Source organism: Streptomyces sp. NPDC005784, assembly GCF_042871525.1.
Classification (GTDB): Bacteria; Actinomycetota; Actinomycetes; order Streptomycetales; family Streptomycetaceae; genus Streptomyces.
In genome coordinates, this window is record NZ_JBIAIQ010000003.1 from 222,048 (window position 1) to 243,946 (window position 21,899).

Sequence of the window (21,899 nt, forward strand, 5' to 3'; positions counted from 1 at the left end):
TCGCACCCATCGCACAATTCCCGCTAATCGCGACAACTGCGAGCAAGCGTGACGAGTTACGGCGTACTGCCATACGAAGGGGAGATCCACCCTAAACGGTGAGGGCACAACACGCCCTCGGGCGCGGCCTTTTGGCGGACGCGCCCGCCAAGTCGCCGTCCGGGGGCCGCACCTCGGCCCCCGGGAGTCACCTGTCTCCGGGCCTCCGGGGGCTACTTCTCGGTCTGCGTCGCGAGGTTGGCGAGCAGGGCGTCGTAGATGCGGCCGAGACCCTTGGGCGCGAAGGTCCTCTCGAAGAAGCCGCCGACGCCGCCCGCGCCGTTCCAGACGCTGGTGACAACGACGCGCGACTTGCCCTCACCGGCCGGGGTGACACGCCAGGTGGTGACCATCGAGGAGTTGCGGTCCTTCTCGACGAGTTCGCCGTCGGTGGGCTCGCTCACCTCCAGGAGACAGTCACGGACGCGCTTGCTGGTGGCCTGGAGCTTCCAGTGGACGAGGGTGCCCTCGCCGTCGCCGCCCTCGCGCACCTCGTACTCGCTGAAGTGCTCGGGCAGCAGCTTCGGGCGCGTGCCGCTGTAGTCGGCCAGGGCGTCGAACACCGCCTCCGCGTCCGCCGCGATGACCCGCTCCGTCGTCGCTTCGACCTGCGCCATGGCACTTCCTCCAGCAATTGGTTCCTCGGGGGTGTGCGGTCAGCCAACCACCCGGCGGCCCGGCCACCCAAATCGGGGTCCCCGTGGGGATGCGGGCCACACGGGCGGGGTGCCGCCGGAAACAGGTCGCACGATCAAGGGAACATGTGTTCTATTCTCTGTCCAGTGCTATCGAGGAGGCGCCATGCGCTGGGAGAACCTGACCGCGGACCCCGCCGGGGGCCCCGCCCGGGACGCCGCCCTGTTCGGCGCGGACGCGGTGACGACGCGGACCTTCGACACTCCGGAGTTCCGGGGAATCACGTTCCACGAGGTCCGGGCGCGGTCGATCGTGAACCGGGTGCCGGGGGCGTCCCGCATGCCCTTCGAGTGGACGGTGAACCCCTATCGGGGCTGCACGCACGCGTGTGTCTACTGTTTCGCCCGCAAGACGCACAGCTATCTGGACCTCGACACCGGACTCGACTTCGATTCGCAGATCGTGGTGAAGGTCAACGCCCCGGAGCTGCTGCGCCGCCAGCTCGCCTCGCGCCGCTGGCTCGGCGAGCACATCGCGATGGGCACCAACGTCGACTGCTACCAGCGCGCGGAGGGCCGGTACGCGCTCATGCCCGGCATCATCGCGGCCCTGCGCGACCACGCGAACCCCTTCTCGATCCTGACGAAGGGCACGCTCATCCTGCGCGACCTCGACCTCCTGAGGCAGGCGTCCGAGGTCACCGACGTCGGGATCTCCGTCTCCGTGGGCTTCACCGACACCGAGCTGTGGCGCACCGTGGAGCCGGGCACACCGGCCCCCGAGCGCCGCCTGGACGTCGTCCGCGCCCTGACGGACCACGGCATCGGCTGCGGCGTCCTGATGGCCCCCGTGATCCCCTTCCTGGGCGACCACCCCGCCCAGCTGCGCGCCACCGTACGGGCCGTCGCTGCCTCGGGGGCGACCTCGGTGACCCCGCTGGTGCTGCATCTGCGGCCCGGCGCCCGCGAGTGGTTCATGGCCTGGCTGGAGCGCCACCACCGCCACCTCGTACCGCGCTACGAGCGGCTGTACGCGGAGGGCGCCTACGCCCCGAAGTGGTACCAGCGCCGGATCACCCGTCAGGTCCACGAGCTGGCACAGGAGTACGGCATCGGTCCCACGCGCGCGGGAATGCCGCGCCGGATCACCGCCCCCGAGCCCGCGGTCCCCATAGTGCCCACGGCGCCATCGGCGTCCGCGGCACCCGGACCGACTCAGCTGACGCTGCTCTGACGATCCATCACGGCAATCCAGCACGGCAATCCAGCACGACAGGGGGTTCGCGCGCTTCCGCGAAACCGTCGGATCCCCGACGGCCGCAGGCAGCGCTTCTGACGGCATCCGAGCGCATCCCGCGATCCAATCGGGTCGAGTCTTCCCGGAACGCGTTCTTCCGGGACCCCCGTCCGGGACGATACGGCGAAGGCCGTGGCGTGCACGGCTCAAATCCTCCGTCCTGGGAGGCCTTGTGAAGAAACGCGCAGCTGCTCTGTGCGGGGCGGCCGCCGTGTTGGCCGGGATGATCACTTCGATCCCCGCCGACGCGAGCGCCGGCTCCGCTGCCGCACCGCGCACCACCTCCACCCCGTCCGCGAAACCCAGCTGGAAGAAGTGCGGCACCAGCGACTATCCGACGCTCCAATGCGCGTCCCTGAAGGTGCCGCTGGACCACACGAACCCGTACAGCGAGCGGATCACCCTCGCCCTGTCCCGCGTCCCGCACACCGCGAAGACGTACCAGGGGCCGCTGCTGGTCAACCCGGGCGGTCCCGGCGGCAGCGGGCTCACGCTGGCCGGATTCGTCGCTTCCACGCTGCCCAAGGCCGTGGCGGCGCAGTACGACGTCATCGGCTTCGACCCGCGCGGGGTCGGCGCCAGCAGGCCCGCGCTGGACTGCAAGCCGGGGCACTTCAAGCCGGTCCGCCCCGACACCGTCCCGAGCACCCGGGCCATCGAGAAGGCCAACCTCAGTCGCGCCAAGTCCTTCGCCGAGGCGTGCGGCACGAAGTACGCGAAGCTTCTGCCGTACATGGACACGGTGAGCGCGGTCCGGGACATGGACGCGATCCGCGGCGCGCTCGGCGCCAAGAAGATCAACTATTTCGGCTACTCGTACGGCACCTACCTGGGAGCCGTGTACGCCAAGCTCTACCCGCAGCGGGTCCGCCGGCTGATCCTGGACTCCATCGTCGACCCCACCGGTGTGTGGTACGACGACAACCTCAGCCAGGACTACGCCTTCAACGACCGTCACCTGGCGTTCCTGGCGTGGGTCGCCAAGAACGACGCGGCCTACAAGCTCGGCACCGACCCGGCCAAGGTCGAGGCCAAGTGGTACGCGATGCGCGCGGCGCTCGCCAAGAACCCCGCGCAGAAGAAGGTGGGCGCCTCCGAGCTGGAGGACACCTTCATCCCGGGCGGCTACTACAACGGCTACTGGCCCTACCTCGCGGAGGCGTTCGCGTCCTATGTGAACAGCAAGGACTCGGACGCGCTCGTCGAGGCCTACGACAACTTCGCCGCCGTCGACGCCTCGGGCGACAACGGCTACAGCATCTACACGTCGGTGCAGTGCCGTGACGCGTCCTGGCCGCGCGACTGGCGCCAGTGGCGCGAGGACAACTGGGCGGTGTACGACAAGGCGCCCTTCATGGCCTGGAACAACGCCTGGTACAACGCGCCGTGCGCGTTCTGGCCCACGGACTCGCTCCGGCCGGTGAACATCTCCAACCGCCACCTGCCGCCGACCCTGCTCTTCCAGGCCACCAACGACGCGGCCACTCCCTACGAGGGGGGCGTCACCGTCCATCACCAACTGCGCGGCTCCAGCCTGGTGGTCGAGCAGGGGGGCGGGAACCACGGCATCACACTGAGCGGCAACGCCTGCCTAGACAAGTACCTGGCGGCGTATCTGACCAACGGCAAGGTGCCGCACGGCAGCGGCGAGGCCGACGCGGTGTGCAGGACACTGCCCGACCCGAAGCCGCTGGCCACGAAGGCCGCGTCCACCTCCTCGCGGGGTTCGACGCTGCACGGACTGCTCGGCTACCGGGGCTGAACCTCCCTCGCGGTGACGCCCGTCGGGGGCGTTGTCGGACCCATGGTCCACCATGGACCCATGAGCAGGCCGACGCGCATCCCCGCCCCCGACGGGCTCGCCCCCGCCGCCGCGTACTCCCATGTCGTGACGGGCACGGGCCGCTTCGTCGCGGTGTCGGGCCAGCTCCCCCTGGACGAGGACGGCAAGCTCGTCGGCGAGGGTGACGCCGAGGCGCAGGCCCGCCAGGTGTTCGAGAATCTGCGCCGGTGCCTGGCGGCGGCGGAAGCCACCTTCGACGACGTCGTCAAACTCACCTTCTTCGTCACGGACATGGCCCACATGCCCGCGATCCGGGCGGCCCGCGCCGCCCACATACCCGCGGACCGTCTTCCTGCCGCCTCGGCGGTCCAGGTCGCCGCGCTGATCCGTCCCGAGTTCCTGATGGAGATCGAGGCGTTCGCGGTGGTCGGCGGGTGAGCGGGCTGTGGGTCCGTGAGATGACGCTGGACGACTGTCCGCGGGTGGCCGAGATCCGGGTGCGTGGCTGGCAGAGCGCGTACAAGGGCCTGATACCGCAGTCGTACCTGGACGGGCTCAGCGTCGCCGAGGACGCGGCGCGCCGCCGGCGTAACTTCGAACAGCGCGACGGCAGCATCGTGAACCTGGTCGCGGAGCGGGACAGCTCCGTGGTCGGCTGGGCCTGCCACGGACCGCACCGTGACAGCGAAGTGCGCGCCGGGGACGTCGAGTTGTACGCGATCTACGTGCATCCCGACCACCTGGGCCAGGGGGTCGGGCGCGCCCTGCTGCGGGAGTCCGCCGACCGCTGTGCGGCGGCCGGGCACGAGCGCATGCTGCTGTGGGTCCTCAAGGAGAACACCACGGCCCGCCGCTTCTACGAACGGGCCGGCTTTTGCCCCGACGGCGCCGAGGAGCCCTTCGAGGCGGCCGGGGTCGAGGTGCCCGAGGTGCGCTACGCGCGCGTACTGACCGGCACGGGGCTCGGCTGAGGGAGGCCGGGTCCGAGCCGGCGCCGGTCTCGACCGAGGGGCAGCCGGTTGGGGCTCACGCCGCGCTCCGGCTGCAGACGGCGGTGCGCGCTGACGGCGGACCGCGTGCGCAGGCACCGGTACATGCGCGCCGTCGGCCGACGTGAGCGGAGGGACGTACGAGCAGGTGCGCCTAGACCTGCTCCTTGGGCAGCCGGGCCAAGGCGCGCACGGCCGTCTCCGCGAGCGCCGGGTGGGCCAGCGCTTCGTTCAGGACCGGTCTCGCGCGGACGTCGCCCAGGAGACCCAGGCCTTCCGCGCAGGCGAGGGCGACCCTGCGGTACGGGTCGTGCGGGCGCAGCCTGCGTTCCAGGGTGGTGATCAGCGCGGGTACGGCTTCGGGCGCGCGCAGTTCGACCAGCAGCCGTACCGGCTGGAGGGCATAGGCGACCCGCAGCTCGTTCGTAGCGAGCGCCGCGGCGGCGCGGGCCGTACGCGGGTCGCCGAGCCGGGCCAGGGCGTGCGCGGCGGACGCGCAGCGCTGCGGATCGCGGTGGTTGAGCAGCAGGACGAGCGCTTCGAAGGCCCGCCGGTCCCCGGCCGTGCCGAGCCGGAAGGCAGCCAACTCCCTTGCCCAGAGCGGCTGTCCGGGCTCGGTCAGCGCGGCGGCCAGCACGTCGGGGTCCTCGGTCACCGCAAGACGTTCGAACGCCGCCGAGGCCCCGGACCCGGCCTCGGTCCGCAGACGCTCCGTGAGTGATCGCAACGCTTCGTCCATGGGCCGAGCTTAGGCAGGCCCGTGAGGTGCGGGGACGTACATCACAAAGTCGGGGGCTGGCGCGCTCGTTACTGACGGGTTAAGCTCAGACGAGCGAGTTACCCACTCGCATCGAACCTCGCGGTGGCCTGGTGACGCAGCCATCGTGAGAGCAGTCGGTTCGGTACCTCAGGTACCTCAGTACGACATGGCTCCGGGACAGGGCCGGTCGGCTTTCACCGCCCAAGGGCGCCCGTTCGTCGGCGCTTCGGGACGGCACCGGGCGTGTGCGCTCGTCAGCCCGGAAACACCCGCAACCTCCGCACGGTGTGCGCCTGTCGGCGTACCCGCGTGCGCTCCTCAGACGTCACCTCTTCCAGGAGTCCCGCGATGGCCACTCCCCTGTCCGACACCCCTCTGTCCCCGCTGAAGACCGTCGCCGTCATCGGCCTCGGCACCATGGGCACCGGCATCGCCGAAGTCCTGGCCCGAGCCGGCCGTGACGTCATCGGCATCGACATCAGCGAAGCCGCGGCCGCCCAGGCCGTGGCCACCCTCGAAGCCTCCACCGCCCGCGCCGTGCGCCGCGAGCACATGAGCGACGCGGAGCGCACGGACGCCCTCGCCCGCTTCCGCACCTTCACCGACCTCGCGGCCGCCGCCGACGCCGACCTCGTCATCGAGGTGACCCCGGAGTCGTACGAGATCAAGCAGCAGGTCTTCCGGGCCCTCGACACCATCGTGCGCCCCGAGGCGATCCTCGCGACGGGCACCAACGCGCTGTCCGTGACGCGCCTCGCCGCCGACTCGGCCCACCCCGAGCGCGTGCTCGGCCTGCATTTCTTCAACCCGGCGCCCGCGATGAAGCTCGTCGAGGTCGTCTCCTCGGTGCTGACCGCGCCGACGGCCGTCGCCGCGGTCACCGACCTGGCGCTCGAACTCGGCAAGGAGCCCGTCGCGGTCGGCGACCGCCCCGGTTTCGTCGCCGACGGACTGCTCTTCGGCTACCTCAACCAGGCGGCCGCGATGTACGAGGCGAAGTACGCCTCCCGCGAGGACATCGACGCGGCGATGAAGCTCGGCTGCGGGTTGCCCATGGGCCCGCTCGCGCTGCTCGACCTGATCGGTGTGGACACCGCGCGAACCGTCCTGGAGGCGATGTACTCCGAGTCGCACGACCGGCTGCACGCCCCCGCGCCCATCCTCAAGCAGCTCAGCGAGGCGGGCCTGACCGGGCGCAAGTCCGGCCGCGGCTTCTACTCGTACGACGCCCCGGGCAGCGACGCCGTCGTGCGGGACGCGCTGACGCCGCTGGACGGTGCCGTCCTGGCGCCGGGCCGCACGATCCGCTCGGTCGGGGTCGCCGGCTCCGGCACGATGGCCTCCGGTATCGCGGAGGTCTTCGCGAAGGCCGGGTACGAGGTCGTCCTCGCGGCCCGTACCGAGGAGAAGGCGCAGACCGCCAAGGCCCGTATCGGCAAGTCGCTCTCCCGTTCCGTCGACAAGGGCCGGATGACGGCCGAGGCGGCGGCGCGGACCCTGGAGCTGATCACGCCGACCGGCAGCTACGACGACTTCGCCGAGGTCGATCTGGCGCTGGAGGCGGTCGCCGAGGACCTGGAGATCAAGCAGCAGCTGTTCAGCACGTTCGACAAGGTCTGCAAGCCCGGCGCGATCCTGGCCACCACCACCTCCTCGCTGCCCGTCGTCGCCTGCGCCCGCGCCACCTCGCGCCCGCAGGACGTGATCGGCATGCACTTCTTCAACCCGGCCCCGGCGATGAAGCTCGTCGAGGTCGTGCGGACCGTGCTGACCGCGGACGACGTGCACGCCACCGTGCGCGAGGTCTGCTCGAAGATCCGCAAGCACCCGGTCGACTGCGGTGACCGGGCCGGCTTCATCGTGAACGCGCTGCTCTTCCCGTACCTGAACAACGCGATCAAGATGGTGCAGGAGCACTACGCCTCCCTCGACGACATCGACGCGGCGATGAAGCTGGGCGGCGGCTACCCGATGGGGCCCTTCGAACTGCTCGACGTGGTCGGGCTCGATGTCTCGCTGGCCATCGAGAAGGTCCTGCACCGCGAGTTCCGCGACCCGGGACTCGCCCCCGCCCCGCTCCTGGAGCACCTGGTGGCCGCGGGCTGCCTCGGCCGCAAGACGGGCCGCGGCTTCCGCGAATATGCCCGCCGCTGAGCGTCCGGGCGACTCGTTCGCGGACGACGCCGACTGGGGCGGACTCCTCGGCCCCGCCGGATACCCCCCGCCCGTCCAGGGCGGGGGGATCCCCGGACATGCGCGCTCTCCTGCGCACATGCAGTACGTTCGGGGCATGCCCCAGCCCGCCAAGTCCTCACGTACGCCAGCCACGCCCGACGCGCCGGAGAGTGCCGCGGGCAGTCGCGCGGCAGCCCAACGCCTCAAGATGCGCCGTGAGCTGGCGGCAGCGGCCATGGAGCTGTTCGCGGCCAAGGGGTACGAGGCGACCACCGTCGACGAGATCGCGGCCCAGGCCGGGGTGGCCCGCCGCACCTTCTTCCGCCACTTCCGCTCCAAGGAAGAGGCGATCTTCCCCGATCACGACGACACCCTGATCCGGGCCGAGGCGGTGCTCAACGCGGCACCCGCGCACGAGCATCCGCTCGACACCGTGTGCCGCGGCATCAAGGAAGTCATGAAGATGTACGCGGCTCAGCCGGAGATCTCCGTCTCGCGCTACAAGCTGACGCGCGAGGTACCGACGCTGCGCGAGGCCGAGATCGCCTCCGTGGCCCGCTACGAGCGGCTCTTCACCCGCTACCTGCTCGGCCACTTCGACGAGCACGCGCACGACGACGACGCCAACGACGATCCGCTGCTCGCCGAGGTCGCCGCGTCGGCCGTGGTCACGGCCCACAACCACGTGCTGCGGCGCTGGCTGCGGGCCGGCGGCCAGGGCGATGTGGAGACGCAGTTGGACCACGCTTTCGCCATCGTCCGCAAGACCTTCGGCACCGGGATCGGCGCGGGACGGGAGACCGCGCCGCGACCGGCGCCGGCGTCGTCCTTCACCGAGGGGGACGTGCTGGTGACCGTGGCCCGCGTCGACGCTCCGCTCGACCAGGTGATGCGCACCATCGAGCAGGCACTCAAGGAACGGTCGTAGCGACCCGCCGTCCATGGACGGCCCACTTCTCCGACCACGCGCCGGACACGCTCACTTCGAGCGCGTCCGGCGTTTTTTGTGCCCTGTTTTGAGTGCTTTGCGGCCCGGCCTGATCGATCATCGCTCACGTGTTACGTAAAGATTTCACCTGAGCGCAACTTCTGGCACTCCGTGCCTTGTCAGGTGACACGGCGTGCCATACGTTGAAGGAGTCCGGGCGGCCGGCGTGCAGAGACCCTTCGTACGCCGGCTGTCCCCGCAAGCCCCATGGCCTGCGCGCCCGGACGCCTGCGTCACAGGCAACCTCCCGCGCCAACCACAGCGCTGCCACAGCACCACCTCCGCCGAACCGACGGCACACCCCTCAGCAGCACCGACGTAACCCTCAGCGTTCTTCCCTCGGAACGCGCATCGCCGGAGGCAACACCGTGAAGGAAATCCTGGACGCGATTCAGTCGCAGACGGCCACGTCCGCCGACTTCGCCGCAATTCCGCTCCCCGACTCCTACCGCGCGATCACCGTGCACAAGGACGAGACGGAGATGTTCGCCGGGCTCAACAGCCGCGACAAGGACCCCCGCAAGTCGATCCACCTGGACGACGTGCCGGTGCCGGAGCTCGGCCCGGGCGAGGCCCTGGTCGCCGTGATGGCGTCCTCCGTGAACTACAACTCCGTGTGGACGTCGATCTTCGAGCCGGTGTCGACCTTCAACTTCCTGGAGCGCTACGGGCGGCTCAGCGATCTCAGCAAGCGCCACGACCTGCCGTACCACATCATCGGTTCGGACCTCGCGGGCGTCGTCCTGCGCACCGGCCCGGGAGTCAACTCCTGGAAGCCCGGCGACGAGGTCGTCGCGCACTGTCTGTCCGTCGAGCTGGAGTCCTCCGACGGCCACAACGACACGATGCTCGACCCCGAGCAGCGCATCTGGGGCTTCGAGACCAACTTCGGCGGCCTCGCCGAGATCGCGCTCGTCAAGTCCAACCAGCTGATGCCCAAGCCGGACCACCTGAGCTGGGAGGAGGCCGCCGCCCCCGGGCTGGTGAACTCCACCGCCTACCGGCAGCTCGTCTCCCGCAACGGCGCCGGCATGAAGCAGGGCGACAACGTCCTGATCTGGGGCGCGAGCGGTGGACTCGGCTCGTACGCCACGCAGTTCGCGCTCGCCGGCGGTGCCAACCCGATCTGCGTCGTCTCCAGCGAGCAGAAGGCGGACATCTGCCGCTCGATGGGCGCCGAGGCGATCATCGACCGCAACGCCGAGGGCTACAAGTTCTGGAAGGACGAGCACACCCAGGACCCGAAGGAGTGGAAGCGCTTCGGCAAGCGCATCCGCGAGTTCACCGGCGGCGAGGACATCGACATCGTCTTCGAGCACCCGGGCCGCGAGACCTTCGGCGCCTCGGTCTACGTCACCCGCAAGGGCGGCACCATCACCACCTGTGCCTCGACCTCGGGCTACATGCACGAGTACGACAACCGCTACCTGTGGATGTCCCTGAAGCGGATCATCGGCTCGCACTTCGCGAACTACCGCGAGGCCTGGGAGGCCAACCGGCTCGTCGCCAAGGGCAAGATCCACCCGACGCTCTCCAAGGTCTACTCCCTGGAGGAGACCGGGCAGGCCGCCTACGACGTGCACCGCAACCTCCACCAGGGCAAGGTCGGCGTGCTCGCGCTGGCGCCCCAGGAGGGCCTGGGCGTGCGCGACGAGGAGAAGCGTGCCCAGCACATCGACGCCATCAACCGCTTCCGGAACGTCTGAGGTCCATCCATGACAGAGCGTCAGACCGCCTATGAGCGGCGGGAGAAGGACCGGCCGTGGCTCATGCGCACGTATGCCGGCCACTCCACGGCCGAGGCGTCCAACGAGTTGTACCGGCGCAACCTCGCCAAGGGGCAGACAGGGCTCTCCGTGGCCTTCGACCTGCCGACGCAGACCGGCTACGACCCCGACCACATCCTCGCCCGCGGCGAGGTCGGCCGGGTCGGCGTGCCGGTCTCGCACCTCGGTGACATGCGCCGGCTGTTCCAGGACATCCCCCTGGAGCAGATGAACACCTCGATGACCATCAACGCCACCGCCATGTGGCTGCTGGCGCTCTATCAGGTCGTCGCCGAGGAGCAGGGCGCCGACATCACCCAGCTCCAGGGGACGACCCAGAACGACATCGTGAAGGAGTACCTCTCGCGGGGGACGCACGTCTTCCCGCCGGTGCCCTCCCTCCGCCTCACGACGGACATGATCACGTACACGGTCAACCACATCCCCAAGTGGAACCCGATCAACATCTGCAGCTACCACCTGCAGGAGGCGGGCGCCACACCGGTCCAGGAGGTCGCGTACGCGATGTCCACCGCGATCGCCGTCCTGGACGCGGTGTTCGCGTCCGGGCAGATCGCCGAGGACCGCAAGGGCGAGGTCGTGGCCCGTATCTCCTTCTTCGTGAACGCGGGCGTCCGCTTCATCGAGGAGATGTGCAAGATGCGGGCGTTCGGGCGGATCTGGGACAAGATCACGCGCGAGCGGTACGGCATCGAGGACCCCAAGCAGCGCCGCTTCCGGTACGGCGTCCAGGTCAACTCCCTGGGCCTGACCGAGGCGCAGCCGGAGAACAACGTCCAGCGGATCGTGCTGGAGATGCTGGCCGTCACCCTCTCCAAGGACGCCCGCGCGCGTGCCGTCCAACTGCCCGCCTGGAACGAGGCGTTGGGCCTGCCGCGTCCGTGGGACCAGCAGTGGTCGCTGCGCATCCAGCAGGTGCTGGCGCACGAGAGCGACCTGCTGGAGTACGAGGACATCTTCGAGGGCTCGCACGTCATCGAGGCCAAGGTGGCGTCCCTCGTCGAGGAGTCGCTGGCCGAGATCGACCGCATCGAGGCGATGGGCGGCGCGATGGCCGCCGTCGAGTCCGGCTACCTCAAGTCGCAGCTCGTGTCCTCGCACGCCGAGCGCCGGGCCCGTATCGAGGGCGGCACAGACAAGATCGTCGGCGTCAACATCTTCCAGTCGACCGAGCCGAACCCGCTCACGGCCGACCTGGACGCGGCGATCATGACGGTCGACCCGGCGGTCGAGGCCCGGGTGATCTCCGCGCTGGGGACCTGGCGTGACACGCGCTACCAGCCGCCCTTCAACCACCCGCGCCCGTGCAAGGCGCTGGAGCGGCTGAAGGAGGCCGCGAAGGGCACCGCCAACCTCATGGAAGCCACCCTGGAGTGCGCCCGCGCCGGTGTCACGACCGGCGAGTGGGCCGGGGCCCTGCGCGAGGTGTTCGGCGAGTTCCGCGCCCCGACCGGCGTCTCGTCGGCGCCCGTGGCGGTCACCGCCGAGGAGGGCACCGGGCTCGCCCTGGTGCGCCGCAAGGTGGAGCTGACCGCGAAGGACCTGGGCGTCGGCAACCTGCGGTTCCTGGTGGGCAAGCCGGGCCTGGACGGGCACTCCAACGGCGCCGAGCAGATCGCCGTGCGGGCCCGCGACGCCGGCTTCGAGGTGGTCTACCAGGGCATCCGGCTCACCCCGGAGCAGATCGTGGACGCGGCCGTGGCCGAGGACGTGCACGCCGTTGGCCTGTCCATCCTGTCCGGCTCGCACGCCCAGCTGGTGCCGGACGTCCTGGAGAAGATGCGCACGGCCGGCGCGGGCGACATTCCGGTGATCGCGGGCGGGATCATCCCGAACGCCGACGCCGAACAGCTGAGGGCCGCCGGAGTGGCCGCGGTCTTCACACCGAAGGACTTCGACATCACCGGAATCATCGGCCGTATCGTCGACGAGATCCGGAAAGCGAACAAGCTCGACCCCCTGGAGGTCCCCGCATGACCACGCCCGTCAACCGCCTTCGTCCGCGGCGATCCTGCCTGGCCGTGCCCGGCTCGAACCCGCGCTTCCTGGAGAAGGCCCAGGGGCTCCCCGCGGACCAGGTCTTCCTGGACCTGGAGGACGCGTGCGCGCCGCTGGCCAAGCCCGACGCCCGGCACACCATCGTCAAGTTCCTCAACGAGGGTGACTGGACCGGCAAGACCCGGGTCGTGCGCGTCAACGACTGGACGACCGAGTGGACGTACCGCGATGTCGTCACGGTCGTCGAGGGCGCGGGTCAGAACCTCGACTGCATCATGCTGCCGAAGGTGCAGACGGCCGAGCAGGTCGTAGCCCTTGACCTGCTGCTGACGCAGATCGAGAAGACGATGGGCTTCGAGGTCGGCAAGATCGGCATCGAGGCGCAGATCGAGAACGCCCAGGGTCTGAACAACGTCAACGAGATCGCCACCGCCTCGCAGCGCGTGGAGACGATCATCTTCGGCCCGGCCGACTTCATGGCGTCGATCAACATGAAGTCGCTGGTCGTGGGTGAGCAGCCGCCCGGCTACCCGGCGGACGCCTACCACTACATCCTGATGAAGATCCTGATGGCGGCGCGCGCCAACAACCTCCAGGCGATCGACGGCCCCTACCTTCAGATCCGCAACATCGACGGCTACCGCGCGGTCGCCCAGCGTGCCGCCGCCCTCGGCTTCGACGGCAAGTGGGTGCTGCACCCGGGTCAGGTGGAGGCCTCCAACGAGATCTTCTCCCCGTCGCAGGAGGACTTCGACCACGCCGAGCTGATCCTGGACGCGTACGACTACTACACGTCGGAGGCGGGCGGCAAGAAGGGCTCCGCGATGCTCGGCGACGAGATGATCGACGAGGCCAGCCGCAAGATGGCGCTCGTCATCTCGGGCAAGGGCCGGGCCGCCGGCATGCAGCGCACGACCACGTTCGAAGCCCCGGAGGCCTGAGCACCATGCAGTTCGGACGCACCTACGAAGAGTTCGAGGTCGGGGCGGTCTACAAGCACTGGCCCGGGAAGACGGTCACGGAGTACGACGACCACCTCTTCTGTCTGCTGACCATGAACCACCACCCGCTCCACATGGACAGCAACTATGCGGAGAAGACGACCGATTTCGGCAAGAACGTCGTCGTCGGGAACTACATCTACTCGCTGCTCCTCGGGATGTCCGTGCCGGACGTCTCGGGCAAGGCGATCGCCAACCTGGAGGTCGAGTCGCTGAAGCACGTGGCGCCGACCTTCCACGGCGACACCATCTACGGCGAGACCACGGTCCTCGACAAGACGCCCTCCCGGTCCAAGTCGGACCGCGGGATCGTCTACGTCGAGACCAAGGGCTACAAGCAGGACGGCACGCTGGTCTGCGTGTTCCGCCGCAAGGTGATGGTTCCCACCGAGACGTACATCAAGGAGCGCGGCGGCGAGCAGCCCGGCCGGCCCGAACTCACCGCACCCGCGGAAAAGAAGACGGAGAAGTAGTCATGGCGCGACTCGCCCAGACCGCCGGTCTGACCGACGTCCAGCAGGAGATCCTCTCCACCGTCCGCGACTTCGTGGACAAGGAGATCATCCCGGTCGCGACCGAGCTGGAGCACCGCGACGAGTACCCCCAAGACATCGTCGACGGCCTCAAGGAGCTGGGCCTCTTCGGGCTGATGATCCCCGAGGAGTACGGCGGCCTGGGCGAGTCCCTCCTGACGTACGCGCTGTGCGTCGAGGAGATCGCCCGCGGCTGGATGTCGGTCTCCGGCATCATCAACACCCACTTCATCGTGGCGTACATGATCAAGCAGCACGGCACGCAGGAGCAGAAGGACCACTTCCTGCCCCGCATGGCGCTCGGTGAGACGCGTGGCGCCTTCTCGATGTCGGAGCCGGCGCTCGGCTCGGATGTGTCGGCGATCTCGTCGAAGGCGGTCAAGGACGGCGACGAGTACGTCCTGAACGGCCAGAAGATGTGGCTGACGAACGGTGGATCATCGAATCTGGTGGCCGTTCTGGTCCGAAGTGACGAAGGACACCCCGAGGGCACGGCGCCCCACAAGTCGATGACGACCTTCCTGGTGGAGAAGGAGCCCGGCTTCGGAGAGGTCCGCCCCGGCCTCACCATTCCCGGGAAGATCGACAAGATGGGTTACAAGGGGGTCGATACCACCGAACTCATCATGGACGGACTGCGCATTCCGGCCGATCGCGTGCTCGGCGGAACCACCGGCCGAGGGTTTTACCAAATGATGGACGGAGTCGAGGTCGGCCGCGTCAATGTCGCGGCTCGTGGCTGCGGCGTCGCACAGCGTGCATTCGAGCTCGGCGTCTCATATGCCCAGCAACGTCACACTTTCGGCAAGGCCATCGCCCAGCACCAGGCGATCCAGTTCAAGCTGGCCGAAATGGCTACCAAGGTCGAGGCCGCCCATGCAATGATGGTGAACGCGGCTCGCAAAAAGGACTCCGGTGAACGAAACGACCTCGAAGCAGGGATGGCGAAGTACCTCGCCTCCGAGTACTGCAAAGAGGTAGTGGAGGATGCTTTCCGGATCCACGGCGGCTACGGCTTCTCCAAGGAGTACGAGATCGAGCGCCTCTACCGTGAGGCGCCGATGCTGCTGATCGGCGAAGGTACCGCCGAAATCCAGAAAATGATCATCGGGCGCCGACTGCTCGAAGAGTATCGACTCCAGGGCTAAGTGTCCGGGTTCGGGGTGTTTTCTTCGCGAAGAAGATCACACCCCGTCAGCACTCTTCGGCCGTCGACTCCGCATCTTGGCTTGCCCAGTTGCGGTCTGCGACCGGTACGATCGCGTGAAAGCCGCCGTCCCCCGTTCGAGCGCGGCATCATCCGCTACGAAGGTCATCCATGCCCCACAGCCAAACCTCTGCACCTCGCGGCCGGGTCCGCCTCGCGCGCGGAGCATCGCCGTGGCTTCTCCCGACCGTTGCCACCGCAGCAATCAGCCTGGCTCGTTCGCGCCGTTCCGGCGCGGCCAAGGCCGTGGCCGTACCCGTCACCGCGCTCGCGGCCGGGATGCTGTGGTTCTTCCGCGATCCCGAGCGTGAGATCACGCAGGGCCGTGTCATCTCGCCCGCCGACGGTGTGGTGCAGAGCATCATGCCGTGGAAGGACGGACGCACCCGCGTCGCGATCTTCATGAGCCCGCTCAACGTCCACGTCAACCGCGCGCCCCTCTCCGGCACGGTGACGTCGGTCGAGCACATCCCCGGTGGGTTCGTTCCGGCGTTCAACAAGGAGAGCGAGAACAACGAGCGCGTCGTCTGGCACTTCGACACCGAACTCGGTGACATCGAGATGATCCAGATCGCCGGCGCGGTCGCCCGCCGCATCGTTCCCTACATCCCTCAGGGCACGAAGGTCGAGCAGGGTGACCGGATCGGCCTGATCCGCTTCGGCTCGCGCGTGGACATCTACCTCCCCGAGGGTGTCGAGGTCGACGTGGAGGTCGGTCAGAAGACCGTGGCTGGGGTGACTCGAATTGACCGTGATTGATCCCGAGACACAGGCCGGCTGGGTGCCCGAGGCCGATGAGGCGGACGACGAGGAGGAGATGCCCCTCTCGCTCCGCCTCTCGATAGCGGACACGCTCACCCTCGGCAACGCCACCTGCGGCTTCATGGCGGTGTACTTCACCACCACCGGCATCCTGATCCCGCACCTCACGGGCAGCGACGAGTCGGGCATGGCCCGTCACTCCGCCGCCACGGCCGTGATCCTCATGCTGTGCGCCGCGGTCTTCGACCTGTTCGACGGTCTGGTTGCCCGCAAGCTGCGCTCCTCCCCCATGGGCGCCGAGCTGGACAACCTGTCCGACCTGATCAGCTTCGGTCTCGCGCCGGCGTACTTCGTGCTCGTGTACGGCATGGTCGCGGACGACGCGTACCAGAAGGTGGCCGCGGTCGGAGCGATCGTGGTGCTCCTGGCCGTGGTGCTGAGGCTCGCGAGATTCTCCTGCGTCACCGTGAAGGACGGCACGTTCCAGGGCATGCCGAGCCCCTTCGGCGCCCTGACGGTGGTCTCCATCATCCTGCTCGAGCTGCCCTTCGTCGCCACGCTCATGGCGATCATGGGCACCGCCTGGCTGATGGTGAGCCGGGTCGAGTACCCCAAGCCGCGCGGTCGCCTCGCGGTCGCGATGCTCTCCTGGATCGTGCTCTCGATGGGTCTCCTGGCGGCGTGGGCGTTCGACGCCCCCGGCGGCCAGCTGCTCCTCCAGACCGGCTGTGCGCTGCAGCTGGTCATGGGCGCGGTGATCCCGCTGTTCGCCACGGCCCGCCGGGTGAACAACTTCCGGGGCAACCGCCGTGAGGCACGAGCCGCACAGCTCCCGTAACACCCCGTACGACACGAAGGGCCCCGAACCACACGGTTCGGGGCCCTTGTGCGTGGGCGGAGCCTTTCGCCCGGCGCGGGAGCGAGGGGGTCAGGCGGCGGGCGTGTATCCCTGGGCGACGGACGAGGCCTCGGCCTCACGGACGACCTTCATCCCGCCGACGGCGTTCTTGTCGGGCTGAAGGATGACGCTCTCCTTCGACGACGCCGACTTCGGGTCGGTGAAGTTCTGGGGAATGCCGAACCCCGGGTCGAACGCGTCGATGGTCAGCAGGGCCTTGTCGACGCCCTCGCGGGTGAGGTCCTTGGCCGCGCAGGCCTTCTTCAGCGCCTCGCCGAACGCCGACGCGGCCGTCCAGCCCGCCACCACGCCGTTGTCCAGGGAGTCCTTCGGATAGGCGGCCTTGTAGTCCGCGACCAGCTTCTTCGCCTTCGGGGTGTCCGCCCCGACCGGCAGCGAGGGGTTGGCCACGTAGTAGTTCGCCTCCAGGGCCGGGGCCGCCGCGGTGGCGAGGAGCTGCGGGGCGAACGCCGAGTTGTTGCCGATGACCGGCACATCGAACTTGAGGGCCGCGGCGACCCCGACGAGCGAGGCGGCCTGCCGCGGGCCCGCGCTGATCATGATGGCCTTCACCCCGGCCTTCTTCAGCGCGACGACCTGGCCGGTCATGTCGTTGTCCGTCGGCTTGATCTTCTGCTCGACGACCTTGAGCCCCGACTGCTTCGCCATGTACCGGGAGCCCGTCAGCGCGTTCTCGCCGTAGTCCCCCTCGAAGTAGACATGGCCGATGCTGTCGCCCTTCTTGAGGCCCTTCTCCTTCATCAGGAAGTCGATCGCGTTGATCGTCTCGATGTCGTACGTGGAGCCGATGGGCCGGATGTACGAGCTGCCCAGCAGGGTGGCCGACCAGGCCTGCGGCAGGACCAGTCCCTTGTCCTGGCCGTCGATGCGCTGCTTGACGGCCGCGACGAAGGGCGAGCCGATGAACTGGGTGAAGCCCAGTACCTTCGGCGCCAGCTCCGTGTAGCCGGAGACGGCCTTCTGCGGGTCGTACCCGTGGTCGCGGACCGTCAGCGCCAGCTTGTAGCCGCAGACGCCGCCGGCGTCGTTGGTCTGCTTCACATAGAGCTGCTGGGCCTGGGTGACGCTCTTGCCGAGCGTCGCGTAGACACCGCTCATGTCGGTGAGCGCTCCGAGGCTGATCGTCTTCCCGGAGATCCCCTCGCCGGTCTTCACCCCGCCGGCCGCCTGCTTGTCGGAGTTGTCGTCCTTGGCCTTGGAGCTGCATCCGGCCAGCACGAGCAGGGCGGCCAGCGCCCCGGCGGCCAGCCGCGCGGTGTGTGTCGTTCTCATCGTTCCTCCCCTGGAGTGGCCCCGGGACGGGGCTTGACGCGACGCCGGGCGGCCACCCTGACCAGGCCGCCCGGAAGAAAGAGCACCACCGCCACGACGGCGGCGCCGTACAGGTACCGGGCCGCCTCGCCGGGCGCGATCCCGCCCATGCCCGGGTCGGAGACCAGGGGCAGGGTGTCGCTGTAGCGGGTCAGCAGCTGCGGCAGCAGCGAGACGAACGCGGCCCCGGCGACCGCCCCGGCGACCGAGCCGAGCCCGCCGATGACGATCATGGCGAGGTAGTCGAGCGAGAGCGTGATCCCGAAGTAGTCGGGCACGGTGCGCTGGAAGACCAGGGCGAGCAGCACCCCGGCCAGGCCCGCGTACATCGAGGACAGGACGAAGACGGCGGCGCGGTACCGGGCGACGGGCACGCCGATCACCCCGGCCGCGATCCGGTGGTCGCGGATGGCGTTCATCGCCCGGCCGGGGCGGCCGCGGAGCACCCCTCGGGCGAAGAGCCCGCAGCCGAGGAGTACTGCCAGACCGACGTACCAGAGCTTCTCGGCCGAGCCGAACGGGACGGCGGCGACGACGAGCTCACGGTCGTCGAAGGTGAGACCGAAGAGGCTGAGCGGCGGTACGTCGCGGCCGTTGAAGCCGCCCGTCAGATCCCGGGCGTTGAACAAGACGTGCTGTCCGATGAAGATCAGGGCGAGCGTGGCGATGCCGAGGTAGGCGCCGCGCAGCCGTCCCGCGATCGGGCTGAACAGGCCTCCGGCGATCCCGGAGACGGCCACGGCGAGCACGGCCGCGAGCCAGGTCGGCAGGCCGAGACCGGTGAGCCCGTCGCCTCCGTCTGCGGCGAACACGCAGTAGCCGTACGCACCGACCGCGAGGAAGAAGGCATGCCCCATGGAGAGCTGCCCGGTGGCGCCGGTGAGGAGGTTGAGGCCGATCGCGCCGATCGCGGCGGCCATCGCGAACAGACCGGCCTCCAGCCAGAAGCGGTCGACGTAGAAAGGCAGCGCGAGCAGCAGGACGGAACCTGCGGCCCCGATCGCGGTCCGGGCGCCGGGCAGCCGGATCGTGCGGTGGCGGGCGGGCCGGGGTGCGCTGCCCGCCTCGTCGCGGGTGAGGACCTCAGACACGGGAGAGCTCCTTCGTGCCGAACAGCCCGGCGGGCCGGATGAGCAGGATCGCGACCATCACCACGTAGGGCGCGAGATCGCCGAGGCCGCGCCCGAGGAAGGTGAGGTCGCTCTGGTAGCCGGTGGCCAGGGATTCGGTGACGCCGACGAGGAGGCCGCCGACCAGCGCGCCGGTCGTCGAGTCGAGGCCGCCGAGGATCGCCGCGGGGAACGCCTTGAGCGCGGCCAGCGAGGTGGCGCGTTCGAGGCCGGGGGTCGGGAAGACGGTCAGGAACAGCGCGGCGACGGCCGCGAGGCCGCCCGCCACCGCCCAGGCCCCCAACGACACCCGGCCGAGCCTGACCCCCATCAGGGCCGCGGTCTCCGGGCTCTCGGCGGCTGCGCGCATCGCCACGCCCCAGGACGTGTAGCGGAAGGCCAGCAGGAAGACGGTGATGAGCAGGGACGCGGTGACGAACGCCGCGATGCGGGTGTGCGCGATGGAGACCGGCCCGACGGTGAGGACGGCGTTGCCCCAGGGGTCGCCCATCGCCAGGACGTCCGTGCCGATCCGGCGGGTCAGCTCGGTGGTGAGCAGGATGTCGACGCCGATGGTGACGATGGCGAGGACGCTCTGGTCGGTACCCCGGTAGCGGCGGATCACCAGGAACTCCACGGCGGCCCCGACCAGCGCGGCGCCCGCGACCCCGGCGAGCAGCGCGGGCCAGAAGCCGATGTCGTCGTGGAGGGTCGCGGTGACATAGCCGCCCGCGAGCAGCAGGGAGGCGTGCGCGAAGTTGACGACCTCCGTGGCCCGGAAGATGACGACGAAGCCGAGCGCGATGAGGGCGTAGACGGAGCCCAACGACAGGCCGTTGAGCAGGAGTTCGGCGAAGGTGCTCATGAAGCGGTCTCCTCTGGGCCGGTGCTCTCGCCCAGATAGGCGCGTACCACCGCCGGATCGTTCTGTACGTCTGTGGGAGCGCCGTCGGCGATGCGGCGCCCGAAGTCCAGTACGGTCACCGCGTCCGCGAGCCGCATCACCACTCCCATGTCGTGTTCCACCAGCACGATCGAGATGCCGAGGCTGTCGCGGACTCCCGCGACGACCGCGGCGGTACGGCGGCGTTCGTCGGCGGTCATGCCCGCGACGGGTTCGTCCAGGAGCAGGACCCGGGGTTCCATGCACAGGGCCCGGGCGAGCTCGGCGAGCTTCTGCTGTCCGTACGGGAGCGAACCGGCGGGCCGGTCGAGCTGTCCCTCCAGGCCCACGAACTCGGCGATCTCGCGGACGCGTTCGCGGTGCCGCCGGTCCTCGCGGGCCGCCGAGGGCAGCCGGAGCCCGGCGGCGAGGAATCCGGCGCGGGTCAGCCGGTGCCGGCCGAGCAGCAGGCAGTCCTCGACGGTGGCGTGCGGTGGCAGGGCCAGGTTCTGGAAGATGCGGGCCACGCCCAGCCCGGCGATCCGGTGGGGTGGCAGTCCGGTGAGTTCGTGCTCGCCGAGGCGGACGCTTCCGGCGGCGGGCCGGCAGACACCGGACAGCACGTTGAAGCAGGTTGACTTTCCTGCCCCGTTGGGGCCGATGAGGGCGTGCACGGTGCCCGGTCGCACGGTGAAACTCACCGCGTCGAGCGCGGTCAGCCCCGCGAAGCGGACCGTCACGTCCTTGACGTCGAGCGAGGGAATGTCCGCGGGCGCGGGCGCCAGGTCGGTCGCCGACGCCTTGCCCTGCGCGGGAGTTGCCGCGCTGTCGCGTTCTGTCATGGTGGGCTCACCCCTTCCAGCGGGACAGGGACGGGAGAGCGCCGCGCGCAGGAGCCCCGTCGGCGGCGGCGTCCTCGTCGACGACACCGAGGTACCGGCGGCGCACCTCGTCGGAGGCGGCGAGTTCGTCCGCGGGGCCGGACAGGGTCACCTCGCCGACCTCCAGGACGTAGGCGCTGGAGGCGAGTCGCAGGGCGAGGGCGGCGTTCTGTTCGACGAGCAGGACGGAGGTGCCCTGTTCGTTGATCTCCCGCACGGTGTCGGCGATGCGCGCGGCCATCAACGGGGCGAGCCCGAGCGAGGGTTCGTCGAGCAGCAGCACCTTGGGGGCGCCCATGAGCGCCCGGCCGACCGCGAGCATCTGCTGCTCCCCGCCGGACAGCAGCCCCGCCCGCTGCTGGGCGCGGTCGGCGAGGACGGGGAACAGCTCGTGCACGCGCCGCAGGGCGCGCGCCCGGTCGACGCGGCCGCCGGTGGAGCCGAGTGCTCCGGCGCGCAGATTGTCCGCGACCGTCATCCGGCTGAACACCCGTCGGCCTTCCGGGACTTGGGACACCCCGGCGGCCACCACCCGGTCCGGCGGCAGCCGGTCCAACGGCCGGCCGCCCAGCGTGACCGTGCCGCCGGTGACCGCTCCCCCGTGGAAGGAGAGGGTCCGGCACACCGCCCGCAGCAGCGTCGACTTGCCCGCGCCGTTGCTGCCGAGGACCGTCACCACGGTTCCGTCGGGCACCTCCAACGACACATGACGCAGTGCGCGCACGGGGCCGTATCCGACCGACAGTTCCCGCACGAGCAGAGCGGAACCGCCCATGGCATCTCCCTTGTCCTCGCTCGGTGTGGCGCTCACCTCAGCACCGGTGGACACCCCCGTCCACGGG

Annotated in this window: 20 protein-coding genes; 13 read left to right on the top strand and 7 right to left on the bottom strand. The window is 69.6% G+C overall.

The annotated features are described in order from the left end of the window. Positions 1-212: 212 nt before the first annotated feature. A complete protein-coding gene (locus ACFYR3_RS06445; protein WP_355840290.1) occupies positions 213-656 on the bottom strand; it encodes an SRPBCC family protein in 444 nt (147 codons plus the stop codon). A 184-nt stretch (positions 657-840) separates the two neighbouring features. On the opposite strand from ACFYR3_RS06445, the gene ACFYR3_RS06450 reads away from it, so the two are divergent. From ACFYR3_RS06450 to ACFYR3_RS06465, 4 genes are all read left to right on the top strand, one after another. After that, positions 841-1,908 (top strand): Rv2578c family radical SAM protein, encoded by a 1,068-nt coding sequence (locus ACFYR3_RS06450; RefSeq protein WP_389281784.1) that lies wholly within the window; start codon positions 841-843, stop codon positions 1,906-1,908. A 235-nt stretch (positions 1,909-2,143) separates the two neighbouring features. Then, the gene (locus ACFYR3_RS06455) at positions 2,144-3,733 is read left to right on the top strand and encodes an alpha/beta hydrolase (protein WP_389281786.1); all 1,590 of its coding nucleotides are present in this window, start codon (positions 2,144-2,146) and stop codon (positions 3,731-3,733) included. A gap of 60 nt (positions 3,734-3,793) precedes the next feature. Next, positions 3,794-4,192 (top strand): RidA family protein, encoded by a 399-nt coding sequence (locus tag ACFYR3_RS06460; RefSeq protein ID WP_355840287.1) that lies wholly within the window; start codon positions 3,794-3,796, stop codon positions 4,190-4,192. After that, positions 4,189-4,725 (top strand): GNAT family N-acetyltransferase, encoded by a 537-nt coding sequence (locus tag ACFYR3_RS06465; RefSeq protein WP_355840286.1) that lies wholly within the window; start codon positions 4,189-4,191, stop codon positions 4,723-4,725. The genes ACFYR3_RS06460 and ACFYR3_RS06465 overlap by 4 nt, the downstream gene beginning before the upstream one ends. A gap of 172 nt (positions 4,726-4,897) precedes the next feature. Here ACFYR3_RS06465 and ACFYR3_RS06470 read toward each other — a convergent pair whose 3' ends face one another. Then, complete coding sequence (locus ACFYR3_RS06470) at positions 4,898-5,482, bottom strand: adenylosuccinate lyase (RefSeq protein WP_355840285.1); 585 nt, start codon at positions 5,480-5,482, stop codon at positions 4,898-4,900. A 369-nt stretch (positions 5,483-5,851) separates the two neighbouring features. Here ACFYR3_RS06470 and ACFYR3_RS06475 point away from each other — a divergent pair, with 369 nt between their 5' ends. The 9 genes from ACFYR3_RS06475 (at position 5,852) to pssA (ending at position 16,792) form a co-directional block, all read left to right on the top strand. Next, the gene (locus tag ACFYR3_RS06475; protein WP_355840284.1) at positions 5,852-7,657 is read left to right on the top strand and encodes a 3-hydroxyacyl-CoA dehydrogenase family protein; all 1,806 of its coding nucleotides are present in this window, start codon (positions 5,852-5,854) and stop codon (positions 7,655-7,657) included. A 136-nt stretch (positions 7,658-7,793) separates the two neighbouring features. Further along, a complete protein-coding gene (locus ACFYR3_RS06480) occupies positions 7,794-8,606 on the top strand; it encodes a TetR family transcriptional regulator (protein ID WP_266763821.1) in 813 nt (270 codons plus the stop codon). Between the two features lie 428 nt (positions 8,607-9,034). Beyond that, complete coding sequence (gene ccrA / locus ACFYR3_RS06485; RefSeq protein WP_355840282.1) at positions 9,035-10,372, top strand: crotonyl-CoA carboxylase/reductase; 1,338 nt, start codon at positions 9,035-9,037, stop codon at positions 10,370-10,372. A gap of 9 nt (positions 10,373-10,381) precedes the next feature. Then, positions 10,382-12,430, top strand: a complete 2,049-nt coding sequence (locus ACFYR3_RS06490) for a protein meaA (protein ID WP_355840281.1) — start codon at positions 10,382-10,384, stop codon at positions 12,428-12,430. Further along, positions 12,427-13,392: a CoA ester lyase gene (locus ACFYR3_RS06495; RefSeq protein WP_356781998.1), complete on the top strand. Its 966-nt coding sequence runs from the start codon at positions 12,427-12,429 to the stop codon at positions 13,390-13,392. Before ACFYR3_RS06490 ends, ACFYR3_RS06495 begins: the two co-directional genes overlap by 4 nt. Positions 13,393-13,397: 5 nt before the next feature. Beyond that, positions 13,398-13,925 (top strand): MaoC family dehydratase, encoded by a 528-nt coding sequence (locus ACFYR3_RS06500; protein WP_261705053.1) that lies wholly within the window; start codon positions 13,398-13,400, stop codon positions 13,923-13,925. Between the two features lie 2 nt (positions 13,926-13,927). Beyond that, positions 13,928-15,133, top strand: coding sequence for an acyl-CoA dehydrogenase family protein (locus ACFYR3_RS06505; protein ID WP_389281791.1), 1,206 nt, complete (start codon positions 13,928-13,930; stop codon positions 15,131-15,133). 170 nt (positions 15,134-15,303) lie between these two features. After that, complete coding sequence (locus tag ACFYR3_RS06510; protein ID WP_355840278.1) at positions 15,304-15,951, top strand: phosphatidylserine decarboxylase; 648 nt, start codon at positions 15,304-15,306, stop codon at positions 15,949-15,951. A 22-nt stretch (positions 15,952-15,973) separates the two neighbouring features. After that, entirely contained in the window at positions 15,974-16,792 is an 819-nt protein-coding gene (gene pssA, locus ACFYR3_RS06515; protein ID WP_355840356.1) for a CDP-diacylglycerol--serine O-phosphatidyltransferase, read from the top strand. A 90-nt stretch (positions 16,793-16,882) separates the two neighbouring features. On the opposite strand, the gene ACFYR3_RS06520 is transcribed toward pssA, so the two are convergent. The 5 genes from ACFYR3_RS06520 to ACFYR3_RS06540 are packed head-to-tail and all read right to left on the bottom strand — an operon-like array spanning position 16,883 to position 21,832. After that, positions 16,883-18,145, bottom strand: coding sequence for an ABC transporter substrate-binding protein (locus tag ACFYR3_RS06520; RefSeq protein ID WP_355840277.1), 1,263 nt, complete (start codon positions 18,143-18,145; stop codon positions 16,883-16,885). Continuing rightward, the gene (locus ACFYR3_RS06525; protein WP_389281793.1) at positions 18,142-19,275 is read right to left on the bottom strand and encodes a branched-chain amino acid ABC transporter permease; all 1,134 of its coding nucleotides are present in this window, start codon (positions 19,273-19,275) and stop codon (positions 18,142-18,144) included. The genes ACFYR3_RS06520 and ACFYR3_RS06525 overlap by 4 nt, the downstream gene beginning before the upstream one ends. Continuing rightward, on the bottom strand, positions 19,268-20,158 hold the full coding sequence (locus tag ACFYR3_RS06530; RefSeq protein ID WP_355840276.1) for a branched-chain amino acid ABC transporter permease: 891 nt from the start codon (positions 20,156-20,158) through the stop codon (positions 19,268-19,270). Before ACFYR3_RS06530 ends, ACFYR3_RS06525 begins: the two co-directional genes overlap by 8 nt. Then, a complete protein-coding gene (locus ACFYR3_RS06535) occupies positions 20,155-21,018 on the bottom strand; it encodes an ABC transporter ATP-binding protein (RefSeq protein ID WP_389281795.1) in 864 nt (287 codons plus the stop codon). The genes ACFYR3_RS06530 and ACFYR3_RS06535 overlap by 4 nt, the downstream gene beginning before the upstream one ends. Positions 21,019-21,025: 7 nt before the next feature. Next, entirely contained in the window at positions 21,026-21,832 is an 807-nt protein-coding gene (locus ACFYR3_RS06540) for an ABC transporter ATP-binding protein (protein WP_389281797.1), read from the bottom strand. Positions 21,833-21,899 lie beyond the last annotated feature (67 nt).

Bases quoted from the DNA above. Each gene is read 5' to 3' on its own strand.
- ACFYR3_RS06480 (WP_266763821.1), top strand. From the start codon at position 7,794: ATGCCCCAGCCCGCCAAGTCCTCACGTACGCCAGCCACGCCCGACGCG.
- ACFYR3_RS06500 (WP_261705053.1), top strand. From the start codon at position 13,398: ATGCAGTTCGGACGCACCTACGAAGAGTTCGAGGTCGGGGCGGTCTAC.
- ACFYR3_RS06450 (WP_389281784.1), top strand. From the start codon at position 841: ATGCGCTGGGAGAACCTGACCGCGGACCCCGCCGGGGGCCCCGCCCGG.
- ACFYR3_RS06475 (WP_355840284.1), top strand. From the start codon at position 5,852: ATGGCCACTCCCCTGTCCGACACCCCTCTGTCCCCGCTGAAGACCGTC.
- ACFYR3_RS06445 (WP_355840290.1), bottom strand. From the start codon at position 656: ATGGCGCAGGTCGAAGCGACGACGGAGCGGGTCATCGCGGCGGACGCG.
- ACFYR3_RS06520 (WP_355840277.1), bottom strand. From the start codon at position 18,145: ATGAGAACGACACACACCGCGCGGCTGGCCGCCGGGGCGCTGGCCGCC.
- ACFYR3_RS06505 (WP_389281791.1), top strand. From the start codon at position 13,928: ATGGCGCGACTCGCCCAGACCGCCGGTCTGACCGACGTCCAGCAGGAG.
- ACFYR3_RS06510 (WP_355840278.1), top strand. From the start codon at position 15,304: ATGCCCCACAGCCAAACCTCTGCACCTCGCGGCCGGGTCCGCCTCGCG.
- ACFYR3_RS06490 (WP_355840281.1), top strand. From the start codon at position 10,382: ATGACAGAGCGTCAGACCGCCTATGAGCGGCGGGAGAAGGACCGGCCG.
- ACFYR3_RS06540 (WP_389281797.1), bottom strand. From the start codon at position 21,832: ATGGGCGGTTCCGCTCTGCTCGTGCGGGAACTGTCGGTCGGATACGGC.
- ACFYR3_RS06470 (WP_355840285.1), bottom strand. From the start codon at position 5,482: ATGGACGAAGCGTTGCGATCACTCACGGAGCGTCTGCGGACCGAGGCC.
- ACFYR3_RS06495 (WP_356781998.1), top strand. From the start codon at position 12,427: ATGACCACGCCCGTCAACCGCCTTCGTCCGCGGCGATCCTGCCTGGCC.
- ACFYR3_RS06460 (WP_355840287.1), top strand. From the start codon at position 3,794: ATGAGCAGGCCGACGCGCATCCCCGCCCCCGACGGGCTCGCCCCCGCC.
- ACFYR3_RS06530 (WP_355840276.1), bottom strand. From the start codon at position 20,158: ATGAGCACCTTCGCCGAACTCCTGCTCAACGGCCTGTCGTTGGGCTCC.
- ACFYR3_RS06535 (WP_389281795.1), bottom strand. From the start codon at position 21,018: ATGACAGAACGCGACAGCGCGGCAACTCCCGCGCAGGGCAAGGCGTCG.